We start from the raw sequence: 14,048 nt of genomic DNA on the forward strand, positions 1-14,048 counted from the left end.
TCATTTTAAGTTGAAAATCAAAATATTGCGAGACAACTAACTTCCATTATCATATTCAATATGTTATTTTTTTCTGCTACATAAGAATATGCGGCAGTCAATGATTTCAGGGGCCTTCCGCAACAAACAATGCGTCTTTTGCGGTCAGGGAATAACTCTACTGAACAGTTTGCATTTACAATATTTTAACAGCTAAAAGAATTGATGTCCTGTTATACCTGCAAGGAGATCACTTTAGATGTTATATGAAACATGCAGCAAATCCGGGGAATTCAAACACCCGGATTTGCTGCCATTGATATTTCTGAATTGCATAGCTACGAACGCAGGCCTATAATTGTCCCGCAGCGCGGATGATGAATGCAGCCACCTTGTCTGGCTGAGACAACATAGGAACGTGACTGGATTTCAGTTCAAGCGTAGTTGCCTTTATCATTTTTGCTTCCGCCCGCGCCAATTCGGGAATAACCATATGGTCTTCCTGGCCAATAATGAACCATGAGGGTTTAGTCTTCCAGGCTGGGCCAGACACTTTATCTGTTGTTGCTTTTGCTGCCCACGGCCCCTGTGTGGCAAAAACGATCTTTCTCTCCTCCGCTTCCAGGTCCTGTGCAAAATGCTCATTGATCCCTTTGAGTGATAGTGTCAGGAATCCTGAAGCATCCTGTTGAAATTCCGCGCCGCCGGGTGCAGGAGGATATGGCTTCAGTACGTCAACTACCGCCTGGTTTTCATCAGGGATCAACGCACAAACATAGAGCAGTCCTGCTACCTTAGGATCCTTCCCTGCTTCGGAGATCACCATACCACCATAAGAATGTCCCACTAAGAGAACCGGACCATCCAGTTGGGCAATAGCCCTTTTGGTTGCGGCGGCATCCTCTTCTATTGAAGTAAGCGGGTTTTGTACAGATATCACGTTAAATCCTTTGGCATGAAGTATAGCAATCACTTTTGACCAGCTGGAACCATCGGCAAAAGCCCCGTGAACCAATACCACATTTTTAGTTCCTTTTGATACTGTTTGTGACTGTGCGGGCTGTAACAACGAAAAAAATGTAATACCACCGATCAACGCGGCTGACATGAATTGTTTAATAATCGACATAAAATTTATTATTTAATTAGAGAGTACGAATAATGATCAGGAGACATTTCTGTCATCCAGTCTTTTATATAAGTGAGTAATACCTCTGAGCGGGGCCAGGATTCACTCCTGCCAAATGCTCCTGATACTGCCTGCCCTAAGGCAATGCAGTAAGATGTATGCAGCTGAAGTAATAACCCCATTCGATAACCGGCATCGAAACAATCCCTTCCATATCCCGGCATATAAATATTTTCGAATGATCTCCCTGCGAACTGGGACTGCTGCTCCCTGGAAAATAGTATCGTGCGGTTGGCGTAGAGAACGATGAGGGAGTCTATCTTCATTGTATTAAAAATGAACAAATGTCTTTCTCTTGCTTCCTGCAACCTGGCACCGTGAACAGTTACATCATATGCAATGCCATTCAGTTTGCTCCATAATTTGTCGGCCTCCGTATGATCAAGCACCAACGTAACCTTCCCATAAGATGAATACGCCCCCATGATGTCAAGGATTTCGTCTACTTCAAAGACGAATCTTTTACTGATATCTCCCAGTCGAAAAACAAACTGAAAATCCCGTTTATCAAGCGGCCTTATCACATCAGAAAATATCCCGTCCCAATATTCGGATGCGCCATCCACACCAGCCCAGTCAGCGAATTGAACAATCGAGCTACTGCTGAAAAGCGTTTTGAGCTCTTCTACCATTGCATCACTTTTTATATTGTTCCAGCTGGCGGCTTCATCATTGCTTTCATCGTGTCCTACCTGCCAGCCATCTGGCATAGCCAGTCTGCTGAAGAATGTATCTAATATTAAATGGCGTATTCCAAGCCTTTCCCAGAACTGGGAAGGAATTGGTTTGTTAATCTTCGGGGCAGCTGCCTGAAAGCCGCTGAGAAAAGGATTAAAGACCTCATATTCCCCGATATGATTGATGTATACATCCACCGATTGATTGAAATCCTGAATGCTGCCGGCCAGTGCTGCCAGCATGGAACCGGCAGCAGGTTCATTATTTTTCAGGTACATATCTGTTATATTTAGTTATAAACATGTTCTGTTGAATCCTCAAATGCTTTTACCCCCTTATTTGCTTTAACTCCTTTTCCGGTTCGTCAAAACATCAGTAAGTGGTTTCGGGGCTTTTATATTACAAGTGGCAGGCCAGCATACAATTACATAATTATCAATCATTTGTAAAAACAACTAAAAAAAACCTCACGCTTTATTTCGCGAAATAGCGAACGGATATGCTATATTTCGGGTCAAATAGAGCTGCGACGCGGAAGGTTTACTTTAATGGCTTTTTTAAGGCAGGAGTGTCTTATATTTCTATTAAATAACTATGACCACAGGTTTATCTCCCAATATTAACCCACATGATTTCACACATTTTTAAACTTCACATTATGAAAACGCTAATTGCATTTGTATTTATAATAACGGCCCCGACATTGTTTGCCTGCCGGAAACAGACAACTCCCGAACAATCACCCCGTCTTTCGCTGGTAGCACAACAACAGGCTGTAGCAGCAGCAGCTACCTGGGAAACGGTGATCGACAATTCCACTTTTGCGAGCTACTCCGCATTTGAAGCGGCCTGGAACTATCTGTATCCATGGGGCTCAGATCACAATGGTACGGCCCGTATGTACGGAAGTTCCACAGATCATAATCATATCTATCTGAATAATGGTGTGCTCACTATAAAAGCGACGCGTATCACCTGGGATGAAGGCAACAGCAGCAGCGATCCGCACCTGCCCATCCGGTACCATTCCGGCGCTGTCAACACGAAACTACATGTAGAAGTCAATGACCAGTTCCCGAACTGGGAAGTAAAATGCGATTTCCAGGTACCTACTGTCAAAGGCTCCTGGCCTGCCTTCTGGCTGACAGGCGTTAACAGCTGGCCGCCGGAAAGTGATATTATGGAATTTAAAGGCGACGCTACAAACTGGCAGAATACATTCAGAACATCCTCCGATGTATCCAGCACACTTACAACTGTATCTTCTCCCGGCAGCTGGCATACTTACCGCGCGTGGATCACGAAAGTAAGCGCCACTAATGTTGATATTCATTACTACATTGACGGTGTATGGAAAGCGGTACATAATGCGAACTTCGTAGGAAAGCCGTTGTATGTGATCATTAACATGCAGATGGAGGGTTCCAGCGGTAGTCCCGGCCCTACCACAGATACCTATCTGAATGCGAGGAACATTTATATAGGCAGGACCAGGGAGTATTAAGGAGGGGGAGACCTGTGGTGTTTACTACATTTGTAAAAATAGTATGTTTGCACATTCAGCAGCTTACCAAAAATATCTATGAAAACATTAGCGGAAGTCAAATCACTTTTTGAACATAAAAGTTACGATGTCAGAAGTGACTTCATTAATGAGTATGACTTCAAAGATGATCATTTTGAATATTACCGGCAGTTTATTATGACAGCTACCACTGTCAGGGATCATTTGTACCTATCCGACCTGATTGATCTCGCAGGCTGGTTGAACATCAATGATAAAGAGCTAAGAGACCGTTATTACAATTACCTCTTTACCAGGCAACATTATGTCGTTAAGCTGGCGGCGCTGGACTACTTTAAACATTGTTCCAAAGAACTGCTCCCAGCTACTTATGAACAAGATCTTGCTTCATTATCTCATAAGAGAACTTCAGATATCTTAAGGAATCAGATACAATGTAATCTTGTGCTTATAAACACAGAGAAAAAAGATTTATATCTTTTACAATTGCTCGAAATGCTTACACGTACAAATGATTGGAGAAGCTGTTACAGAGTATTGATGAACCTGAAATATTGCAGGTTTGATAGTAAAGACAAGTTGGTTATTTATGATCATATAAGTGAATTAGCCGGTAAAAAGAATTTAGGGGAAGGTGTAGAGGGATTGTTAAAGGAGATGGGTACGGAGATCCGAAACAATAAATGATGGGAACACTTTTTGAGACAACCGCTACTCACTGCTATATACTGCAGGTTCCGAGAATCTCACGACAGTGGGTCTATAACCAATCAAATACAATACAAGCATGAAAAACAGTATACTGATCGTAATACTATATTTCCTTTCCTCCTTCAGTTTTCCAGGAAAAGAAAAAAGATGTAATTCCTGCTCGTATGAGGGCTCTATCTCAAGAGTAAAATTCAATGAAAAATATGGGAGATATGTTTCAATTGGGTTTGCTCAATGCGAACTCGTACCAGGAATCGAAGACGAGCATTGTAAAACTATAGACAACTGTTTTTATTTAGAGGGAAGGATACATAAATCCTCCAATTCTTCTGTCGGGAACCTTAAAATATTAAAGGCTGTTAAATACTACCACGGCGGGTATACCGTAACAGACACCTTAGCGAAGGTCGGCGATGATGGGAAATTTGCGTTCAAAGTGTACAATAGAAAATACGATGAATACATTTTCGTTGAATTCCGCGACGGCATATATCTGAACTATGAAATGAGGGGCTTTAACAATCGTAGCGACACTACAGCCAAATCCATTATGGGACCGGAAACACCAACAGAATGGTTGAAATTAAAAGGCACATATAAAAAGCTGGAAGTACGTTATATGAGGTAATAGATATACCACAATGAATGCTTCAGCATTCATGTGGAGAGAATGAGCATCTCTGATTCCTTTACCTGAATTCAAAAGTTAGAACCTCGCCAGGTATCCAGCTACTATTGAATCTGAATGCCAAAGTATCCTTCTCCAGGATCAATATATCCGCATAAACCGTATCGTTGGACGCCAGAAGCAATTTACCATCACTACCAACCTTCCAGGCATTCGCAGCCTTTGAACAGTCTTTCCAGTCTTCCGACCATTTTGCATCAGCATAAATCCCTGTATTAATGTTAGGATAAGGCTGATCTTTGAATATTATATGGTAGCAATCTGAAAAATTATTCATGACCACAGTAGGTTGCCCAGTGTGCTCAACTGTTATTGTTTTTGTAGACCAGTATCCCACCAGTTTACGTTCTGTTTCATTCAAATTTGCAGTAGGTCTTTTGTCTTTGCTACAGTTGGTGTACAGAATCAGTACCAGCAAACCTCCGGTAAAAAAGGATCTGATTTTCATAAAAGCTGCGTTTTAATGAAAAACAATTTTTGCAGTGTCCCAGGTATGTCGATGCTGGCAGTTATCAGGAGAAGTCAGTAGCCTAAGTTACGAAAAATACATGGTAGCTATAACCAAATATCTATTGATTTTCAATTAATATGTAAGACACCAGGAACAGCTAAATGCCACTCCCGTGAACGGGTATGTTTCCATCAGACGTCATTGAAAAAAGGGGGATAAGATCAGTTTACACCTGTCTGTGCAGCCCCGGCTCGTTTCTCCCAATGACTCAGTTCAAACCCTCAGGGGCAACACAGCTATAGCTGCCAGACCGGTTATTTACGGCCTGCATCAAACTTGCATATGACTTGCATCTTCCTCCGTTCTTCCTCCGTTCTTCCTCCGTTTAAAAACGGAGGAAGAACGGAGGAAGAACGGAGGAAGAACGGAGGAAGAACGGAGGAAGATCCTGATCATATGCAAGCCATATGCTGGACACATACTGGAAACATGCACCACAGATGACCTCGATATTGCCATTAAGGCTAAATACAGTGCGATAACTGCTATACAACAACATCCATTCAGACGAAAGACTGTCTGAATTCCAGGGGTGTCATATTCATCTTCTGCCTGAACAACTTGTTGAACGATTGCGGATGCTCAAAGCCCAGTTCATACGCAATCTCCGCGATACTCAGGCTGGTATGACTCAAAATATGTTTCGCTTTTTCAATGATATGATGATGGATCTGCTGTTGGGCACTCAGGCCGGTGAGAGACTTCAGCATATCGGTTAAATATCTCGGAGAAACGTTCAGGTGATCTGCCAGTTCCCGGACTGATGGGATGCCGGTTAAAGGTGATTTATGGGTATCAAGACGATCAGACAAGTACACCTCCATCTTGCTGATCAGATCATTGTAAACAGTTCTACGGGTGATGAATTGCCTGTTGTAATAACGGTTGCTATAGTTCAGAAGCAGTTCTATCTGGGATACCAGCACATCCTGACTAAAATGATCAATGTTGTTATCAAGTTCGTTTGAAATGGTGTCAAACAAAGAAGCAATGACCTTCTTTTCCTTGTCAGACAGGAACAGAGCCTCAGACACTGCATAGGAAAAGAACCCGTATTGCTGGATGCGGTTGCCAAGGGTATAATTCCTGATCAGGTCGGGATGGAAGAAAAGGGCATACCCTTCATAGCTGCTCTCTTCGCCAGACACGGTAACGATTTGATTGGGCGCTAAAAAGGCAAGACCGCCCTCTTCAAAATCGTAGTAACTCTGGCCATATTTCACCTGACCGCGAAAACTGGTCTTAAATGATATCTTGTAGAAGTTGAGGGAATATTTCTCCCCCACATCTGCAAAGGCGACTTTGGCATTACTATAGTTTATCAATGCTACAAGCGGGTGTAGCGGAGCGGGGTGCCCCAGCTGTCGCATTAACTCAGATATGCTGTTGAATATATGTAGTTCAGATGAAGCCTTTTTCATGTGCAAACCAGTTAATAGGTATGAAACCTATACAGGCGCCATCCCAGCGCCTGTATAAAGTTAGGTAATTAATCCTGGGCCGCAGGACGGATAACAATGTCACCCACATCCACATTCGCAGGCTGTCCGATGGCATATGCAACCGCGCTGGCAATGGCGTCAGGAGAAATGCCGAGGGTATCCATCTTTTCGAGAATAGCAGTTTTCATCCGTTCATTCTTCAGATTGTTTACAAATTCCGTCTGTACGACCCCTGGGGAGATACCAGTTACACGCAGCCAGCCGTCAGACTCCTGGCGTAATGCCTCGCTGATAGTACGCACTGCGTTCTTTGTACCGGCATAAACACCCTGCAGTGGAACGATCTTAATACCGGAAGTGGAAATAATATTGATGATATGCCCTGCACCCTGCTCACGGAAAGCCGGCAGCGCAGCTGCAATACCATATAATACTCCTTTCAGGTTCACATCGATCATTTCCTCCCAGCCATCAATATCCAGTTCGTCTATACGGGATAACTGGCTCATCCCGGCATTATTGATCATCACATCCAGCCTGCCAAAGCGGTCACGGGCTAATTTCACAAGACGGGCCAGGTCGTCCCGACGCTTCACGTCAGTAACTATATAAGCTGCCTCGCCACCGCTTGCTATTATACCGGCAACCAGTTCTTCCAGGTGGTCAGCCCGGCGGGCGCCCAGCACTACCTTTGCGCCCTCTCCTGCCAGCATCAGTGCTATAGCTCTGCCGATTCCGCTACTTGCACCGGTAATAGCCACCACCTTTCCTTTAATTTCGTATTTCATAATGTACATCATATTTTATACAGCAAAAGTCCATGGAAAAGGAAAGGAAGTTGTAGCCAAAACTGTAAATGTTGTAGCCGGAATGTATTTGTGAGAATATCGGGGGGGACGAGGTTATGAAAAAATCAACGCTGAAGCCCTACCTTTACAACTCCAAATCAACTCCTATGCATTCGGAAATCCCCGCTGTCTACACCGACAAACATGGCTCTATCCAGACGACTATTAACAACGATTCAGTAACCTTAAGCATTGAACTGGACGGCATTGTTTTCTCCGGAGATACCTTTATTTATTTTCAACCAGAAACAACACTTGCATTACCCGGTCGCTTTACCCTGGGCGAACTTGGCCAGTTGACCGACTATACATTATCCTGCCGTATTCCCATATCCACCTGGAAAGAAGGGATACAAATACCAGGGGTTCTTTTGACTCAGGTAGAGTACAAAGAAGCTGCGACCCGACTCGACTACAATGCGCCTTATTTTCATTTCAGCTTCGAGCTTGAAGAGGAAACTATTCAGATAGGGAAGCTATCACAATTTGAAGGCGTATTTGAAATATTAAGAGAAAAGCTACCAGAGAATATCGACATAAAAACCTGTTATACATGCCTGTATTCCGACTATAGCGTATACGGTAATGATATTTTTGGCACTATGTTATGTTTCAGGAACGCAAAAGATAAATATGTAAAGGTGAAAGACAAGGATGAGTACATGGATATGATGGATGATTTCGACAGGATAGTGCAGGAAACCTATCTATGTGAAGATTTTACTCCCCGTATCAAAGGAACAGGATACAGAGGCTAATAAAATGCAAATCCTCACCGGTCGACCGGCGAGGATTTAGATGTAGATATATATTGATTGTTGAACCTATTAAGCTACCAGCTCAGCCTGCAGGGAAATCTCCAGATTTAAGGCCCTGCTTACCGGGCAACCTGCTTTTGCACCTGCAGCCACTTCCTGGAATTTCTCATTGGTAATACCCGGCACTTTTGCTTTCAGCACCAGATCAGAACGGGTGATGGTACCATTGTCCAGCGTAACTGTGGATGTTGTTTCCAGTGTATCTGCTTTAAAACCTGCCGCTTCCAGATCGAGGGTGAGTTTCATGTTGAAACAACCCGCGTGTGCGGCTGCTATCAATTCTTCCGGATTGGTACCTACACCTTCTGCAAAACGGCTGTTAAAAGAGTATTGCGTTTTGTTCAGAACAGTGCTCTGAGTAGAGATATTACCATTACCTTCTTTGATAGTGCCATTCCAGATGGCGGATGCTGTACGTTTCATAGTATTGAATGTTTTAAGAGTGATTTGGCTTGTTTGTTGATCATTAACTGATGACACAAAATTAAGCCGGCCGCCAAGGGTAATCAATGCACATTTTGCCACTATTCTTGTACTTTTTACCCCTGCCCCCATTTTGGCTATAATCTCCTCTCCGATTCCTGTATAGGCAGGTCATTAATACTGGCGAATCTGCGCTGCATCAGACCGTTCTCGTCAAATTCCCAGTTCTCATTGCCATAAGCCCTAAACCATTGGCCGTCCTTGTCCTGGTACTCATATTCAAACCTTACCGCGATCCTGTTGTCAGTAAAAGCCCATAACTCTTTCTTTAGTTTATAGTTCAACTCCCTCTTCCATTTCTCTTCCAGGAATTTCTTCGCTTCAGCCCTGCCATTCAGGAATGTGGAACGGTTCCTCCATTCTGTATCAACTGTATAGGCCAGTGATACCCTTTCAGGGTCCTGTGAATTCCATGCATCTTCTGCCAATTGCACTTTTTCTATGGCTGTTTCCAGCGTAAACGGTGGTAACGGATATCTCTTTTCCATGATCTTTATGTATTAATTGATTAATGAATTGACTATTTTTCTTGCCCTGTTCACCGGCCACTGATCCCGGTATAACTGGCTTTCCACAAAGGCGCCTTCATATAAGAGGTAAATATGGTCGGCCAGGTCTGCATTTTCCAGCAAGTCCTTAAAAGACTGCCTTACATTGCTCTTATGAGCGTGAATAACATTCCTCACCTTCGTATTATCCACAGGAATTTCTGAAAGAATATTCAGGAAAGCGCAGCCCCGGAAATCCTCTTTTTCATTCAGCAGCGAGATCAGATCAAAAGAAGCGAGCACCTTCATTTTAGCACTCCTCTTTTGTGCCGTCAGCGCCTGCATCTGTTCCTCTATATAATCATGACGCTTCTCCAGTACTCCTACACACAGATCCTCCTTCGATTTGAAATGCTGGTAAAAGCTGGCCTTGGCCACATCCGCTTCTTCAATAATCTGGTTTATACCAGTTGAGTTATATCCCTGCTTCAGAAAAAGCTCATAAGCGGTTGCTAGTATCCGCTCGCGTGGGTGTAGTGATTCTTTACTCATGACACAAAGGTAAGGGGATTTTCAATACAAACAGACAAGTCTGTCTATTTATTTTTTCGCGCCCATTTTTTGCATTGGTCCGGCACAATATGGCGGCCGTCTTTCATCTGTACTGGATGTGAAGATGAAAGAAGGCAATAACAAGGATTACCAGGTAAGCGGCGGGCTGGGCCTGATCAGTAGCAGATTGCTGGTAGAAGGCCCTATTCAAAAAGATAAATCATCATTCATGATATCTGGCAGACGAACTTATGCCGACCTTTTTGCAAAGCTTTCTTCCGACATGAAAGATGTCAAATTATATTTCTATGACCTGAATGCAAAAGCCAACTGGGCTATCAACAGTAAGAATAAATTATACTTCTCCGGATATTTTGGCAAAGATGTATTCAGCGTGTCTTCATTGTTTGGAAGCGATTGGGGCAATGCTACCGCTACACTAAGGTGGAACAGTCTATTGAGCAGCAAATTATTTTCCAACACATCTTTCATTTATAGCAACTACGATTTCAATGTAGGTTTTAAAACTGATGCCAGTGAGATGAATTTTAATTCACACATCAAAGACCTGAACCTGAAGCAGGATTTTACCTGGTATGCAAATGCCAGGAATACTTTGCGCATTGGATTTAATGTTATACAGCACACAGTCACTCCTACAAAAGCCGAAGGAACGGACATTGTGAATAATAAAAGAAGTCGTAAAGGATTAGAGAACGCAGTATATGTGAGCAATTCCTGGAAGGCTTCTGACGTCATTAACATTGACTATGGATTGCGGTTTTCATTTTACAATGTGTTGGGTGGCAACACTTATAATATTTACAAGAATAATCAGCTCATCGACTCAATAAAATTAGCTAATGGAAAATTTGGCAAGAACTATTACAACCTTGAGCCAAGAATTTCTGCGAGCTACAGTCTGAACAACACCGCAGCTATAAAAATCGGTTATGCCCGTAACACGCAAAACCTGCACCTGATGAGTAACTCGACCGGAGGCAGTCCTACCGATGCATGGATTGGGAACAGTTACAACATTAAGCCCGAGGTAGCCGATCAGTTCAGCATTGGCTTTAGCAAAAACCTTCACAACAATGCGTTTGAACTGAATACCGAGACGTACTATAAAACAATGCAGCACCAGATAGACTACAGAGATGGCGCCGACATAAACACTGTTCCTGATATTGAAAGTGAATTGCTCTTTGGTAAAGGCCGGGCTTATGGCATAGAAATTTTATTGAGAAAGAAAAAGGGAAACCTGACAGGATGGGTTGGTTATACGCTTTCTAAAACCGAAAGACAAATAAATGGCATCAACAAAGGCCAGTGGTATAACGCAAAGCAAGACCGCACTCACGATTTATCAATTGTAGGTATTTACACGCTTTCGCCACGATGGACATTATCCGGCACATTCATTTACACCACCGGCAACGCCGTAACATTCCCTACGGGCAAATATGTCTTAAACAATATGGTCATCTATCAATATGGAACCCGCAACGCCGACAGAATGCCCGCTACACATAGACTGGACATCAGCGCCACTTATGAAAGACCGGCCAGGAAAAACTGGCAAAGTTCATGGAGCTTCGGGCTGTACAATGTATATGGCCGCCGTAATCCATTCGCCATCACATTTAAAGAAAATAAAGACAATCCACAAAAAATAGATGCTGTACAAACCTCCCTCTTTCAATGGGTGCCCAGCATAACCTATAATTTCAAATTTTAAGAAAGCATAAAATGAAAAATATTGTCAGTATAATATTCATCGCCTTACTTCTTACAGCCTGCGAAAAAACAATTGATTTAAAATACAAAGACAATTTATCCAGGATCATCATAGAAGGGAATATTACGAACGAAGCGGGACCGTATTATGTAAAGATCACAAAGTCCATCAAATTAACTGAAACCGGTACTTACCCTACAATTGATGATGCCGTAGTAACTATCAGCGATGATGCCGGAAATAGCGAAACCCTCAGCACACTGGGAAATGGAACATACCGTACCAACCTATTGACTGGTGTGGAAGGCAGAACATATACACTTACTGTACAGGCAGAAAATCAAACATACACTGCACAAAGCACGATGCCGCAGCATGTACCTTTTGATTCTATCAGAATAGAGACGGATATTATTACCGGTGAAACAGAATACAGTGTGATACCGGTTTATACAGATCCATTTGCAAAAGGCAACAATTACAGGTTTGTGTTATGGATAAACAATAAACTAATCAATCAGCACTTCGTACAAAATGACGAAGTAAGAAATGGTGCTGCTAATTCTGTCAGGCTGGAAATAAATGATGATGACATTGAGTTTAAACAGGGAGATTCGATCTCGTTACAAATGCAATGCATTGATAAAAATGTGGCATTGTATTACAGAACATTAGCATTAATATCTGACAGTGGCCCCGGCGGAGGCGCCACACCGAACAATCCACCCAATAATATTTCCAATGGGGCATTAGGGATATTTTCAGCTTATACAGTAGAGCAAAAGAGTAAATCTTTACCATAAAACACAAGTTTTCAACCGTTGTCGGGGCTTTTGCCCCCCTATTTATACAAGGGCTGTTATATAACGGCCTTTTTTTGTGTTTACCTCTCCACCCTCCAATTTGCCACCTTCAGCTATCTATTCTCCCCGTACAACAATTTTTGCTTGTTATTGGTATTCTCTACGGGCAATTTTGCCAGTGAGAACAAATCGGCCCAACAATGTCTATATCCACCTTCTTCAAAAAAAAACTTGTAAACATCGCCCTGATCATCGCCGGTGGTCTGCTCTTAATACAATTTATCAGACCTGGTATTAAGAACCCTCCGGTTACAAAAGACATTCAGGCGCCGCCTGACATAGCACACATCCTGCGGGTTTCCTGTTATGACTGTCATTCGAATGAGACCAAACTGAAATGGTTTGATGAGATAGCGCCCGCTTCCTGGCTGGTAGCCGGCCATATCAAAGATGGCAGGAAAGCGCTGAACTTCTCCCATTGGGACAGCCTCTCTGCCGGCGATCAGAAGGCTAATCTTTTCCTGTCTGTGAACCAGGCGATGTTTGGAACAATGCCACTTCCCTCTTACACCACCTTTCATGGAGATGCGAGACTAACAGAAAGGGATATCAATACCCTCAAAACATACGTCAGAGGCCTCGCACCTGTTAAAGTATCTGATACGGCCCGTATTGCCGTGGCACAGCAACAATTCAGCAAGTGGGCCGCCGGAGCGCTTCCTTCTGTTCAAGATATACAACCTGCTCCCAATGGCATCGCATATATACATGACTACAGGGACTGGCAGATCGTGAATATCTCAGACAGGTTCGATAACGGTACCATGAGGGTCATCCTGGGTAACGACGTGGCGATCCAGGCTATTAATAAACATCATACCAATCCGTGGCCTAATGGCACCATATTCGCCAAAGTAGCCTGGGAACAATTGACTGACAGCACCCTTGTTGCCAATACCGGCGAACTCAAACAGGTGGAGTTCATGATAAAAGATGATAAAAAATATACCGGTACCGCAGGTTGGGGCTGGGCAAGATGGAAAGGGAATGACCTGAAACCCTACGGCAAAACACTGACCTTTACCCAGGAATGTGTGAACTGTCACCAGCCTATGAAAGGCAATGACTTCGTCTTCACACCTACCATGGCAGATGCAGACAGGCCTGATAAAGTGGTCAGCGGAGCACAGCAGCAACTGATTGCTTCCGTGATCGATAACAAACGGCAGACGCATACGGTATTATTCGGGAATAGCATTGCCGTACAACATGCCAGAAGCGGCGGTATAGGCTCCTATCCTGCCGGGGCAGTACTCTCACTCGCCACCTGGTCTCAACAGGAAGATGCGCACTGGTTCGGCGCAAAGATCCCGGAACACCTTCAGACAGTAGAAACAGTGAAAGTGGGTGCGATAACAACGTACGAAGGCTATCAGGCACCGTCCTGGAAACAGCTGCCGGCGGCAGACCATTCAGACAGGATCAATTATATTACACACCTGAGAGCATCTGTCATCTTCAATTAAACACTGCAGATTGTATACTTTGAAAAACAAATAAAATATGTTCCTTTACCATGTTTTTCCTAGATT

Annotated in this window: 15 protein-coding genes; 7 read left to right on the forward strand and 8 right to left on the reverse strand. The window is 43.3% G+C overall.

What is annotated here, in order from left to right; genetic code table 11:
- Window positions 1-331: 331 nt before the first annotated feature.
- Together F3I09_RS03470 and F3I09_RS03475 are read right to left on the reverse strand one after the other, a co-directional pair.
- Entirely contained in the window at window positions 332-1,108 is a 777-nt protein-coding gene (locus F3I09_RS03470) for an alpha/beta fold hydrolase (protein WP_149693637.1), read from the reverse strand.
- A gap of 8 nt (window positions 1,109-1,116) precedes the next feature.
- Window positions 1,117-2,124, reverse strand: coding sequence for a hypothetical protein (locus tag F3I09_RS03475; protein ID WP_149693638.1), 1,008 nt, complete (start codon window positions 2,122-2,124; stop codon window positions 1,117-1,119).
- Between the two features lie 380 nt (window positions 2,125-2,504).
- Between F3I09_RS03475 and F3I09_RS03480 the strand changes: the two genes are divergently transcribed.
- The 3 genes from F3I09_RS03480 (at window position 2,505) to F3I09_RS03490 (ending at window position 4,710) form a co-directional block, all read left to right on the forward strand.
- A complete protein-coding gene (locus F3I09_RS03480; protein WP_149693639.1) occupies window positions 2,505-3,350 on the forward strand; it encodes a family 16 glycosylhydrolase in 846 nt (281 codons plus the stop codon).
- Between the two features lie 78 nt (window positions 3,351-3,428).
- Window positions 3,429-4,058 carry a hypothetical protein gene (locus tag F3I09_RS03485; protein ID WP_149693640.1) on the forward strand — a complete coding sequence of 210 codons (630 nt, stop codon included), beginning with the start codon at window positions 3,429-3,431 and terminating at the stop codon, window positions 4,056-4,058.
- 100 nt (window positions 4,059-4,158) lie between these two features.
- Window positions 4,159-4,710, forward strand: coding sequence for a hypothetical protein (locus F3I09_RS03490; RefSeq protein ID WP_149693641.1), 552 nt, complete (start codon window positions 4,159-4,161; stop codon window positions 4,708-4,710).
- 61 nt (window positions 4,711-4,771) lie between these two features.
- Here F3I09_RS03490 and F3I09_RS03495 read toward each other — a convergent pair whose 3' ends face one another.
- The 3 genes from F3I09_RS03495 to F3I09_RS03505 all read right to left on the reverse strand — a co-directional run bounded on the left by F3I09_RS03495 (window position 4,772) and on the right by F3I09_RS03505 (window position 7,511).
- Window positions 4,772-5,218 (reverse strand): hypothetical protein, encoded by a 447-nt coding sequence (locus tag F3I09_RS03495; protein WP_149693642.1) that lies wholly within the window; start codon window positions 5,216-5,218, stop codon window positions 4,772-4,774.
- Window positions 5,219-5,784: 566 nt separating this feature from the next.
- Complete coding sequence (locus F3I09_RS03500) at window positions 5,785-6,702, reverse strand: AraC family transcriptional regulator (RefSeq protein WP_149693643.1); 918 nt, start codon at window positions 6,700-6,702, stop codon at window positions 5,785-5,787.
- A 68-nt stretch (window positions 6,703-6,770) separates the two neighbouring features.
- Window positions 6,771-7,511, reverse strand: coding sequence for an SDR family oxidoreductase (locus F3I09_RS03505; protein WP_149693644.1), 741 nt, complete (start codon window positions 7,509-7,511; stop codon window positions 6,771-6,773).
- Between the two features lie 167 nt (window positions 7,512-7,678).
- On the opposite strand from F3I09_RS03505, the gene F3I09_RS03510 reads away from it, so the two are divergent.
- A complete protein-coding gene (locus tag F3I09_RS03510) occupies window positions 7,679-8,329 on the forward strand; it encodes a DUF6304 family protein (protein ID WP_149693645.1) in 651 nt (216 codons plus the stop codon).
- A gap of 69 nt (window positions 8,330-8,398) precedes the next feature.
- On the opposite strand, the gene F3I09_RS03515 is transcribed toward F3I09_RS03510, so the two are convergent.
- The 3 genes from F3I09_RS03515 to F3I09_RS03525 form a co-directional block, all read right to left on the reverse strand.
- Window positions 8,399-8,812, reverse strand: coding sequence for an OsmC family protein (locus F3I09_RS03515; protein ID WP_149693646.1), 414 nt, complete (start codon window positions 8,810-8,812; stop codon window positions 8,399-8,401).
- A gap of 137 nt (window positions 8,813-8,949) precedes the next feature.
- On the reverse strand, window positions 8,950-9,360 hold the full coding sequence (locus F3I09_RS03520) for a nuclear transport factor 2 family protein (protein WP_149693647.1): 411 nt from the start codon (window positions 9,358-9,360) through the stop codon (window positions 8,950-8,952).
- A 12-nt stretch (window positions 9,361-9,372) separates the two neighbouring features.
- A complete protein-coding gene (locus F3I09_RS03525) occupies window positions 9,373-9,912 on the reverse strand; it encodes a TetR/AcrR family transcriptional regulator (protein WP_149693648.1) in 540 nt (179 codons plus the stop codon).
- A 124-nt stretch (window positions 9,913-10,036) separates the two neighbouring features.
- Between F3I09_RS03525 and F3I09_RS03530 the strand changes: the two genes are divergently transcribed.
- The 3 genes from F3I09_RS03530 to F3I09_RS03540 all read left to right on the forward strand — a co-directional run bounded on the left by F3I09_RS03530 (window position 10,037) and on the right by F3I09_RS03540 (window position 13,982).
- Window positions 10,037-11,653: a TonB-dependent siderophore receptor gene (locus F3I09_RS03530; RefSeq protein ID WP_188133687.1), complete on the forward strand. Its 1,617-nt coding sequence runs from the start codon at window positions 10,037-10,039 to the stop codon at window positions 11,651-11,653.
- Between the two features lie 11 nt (window positions 11,654-11,664).
- On the forward strand, window positions 11,665-12,456 hold the full coding sequence (locus tag F3I09_RS03535; protein ID WP_149693650.1) for a DUF4249 family protein: 792 nt from the start codon (window positions 11,665-11,667) through the stop codon (window positions 12,454-12,456).
- A 200-nt stretch (window positions 12,457-12,656) separates the two neighbouring features.
- The gene (locus F3I09_RS03540) at window positions 12,657-13,982 is read left to right on the forward strand and encodes a cytochrome P460 family protein (protein ID WP_223233119.1); all 1,326 of its coding nucleotides are present in this window, start codon (window positions 12,657-12,659) and stop codon (window positions 13,980-13,982) included.
- Window positions 13,983-14,048 lie beyond the last annotated feature (66 nt).

Origin of the sequence: Chitinophaga sp. CF418 (genome assembly GCF_900142925.1) — a bacterium.
In the GTDB taxonomy this organism is placed as follows: Bacteria; Bacteroidota; Bacteroidia; order Chitinophagales; family Chitinophagaceae; genus Chitinophaga.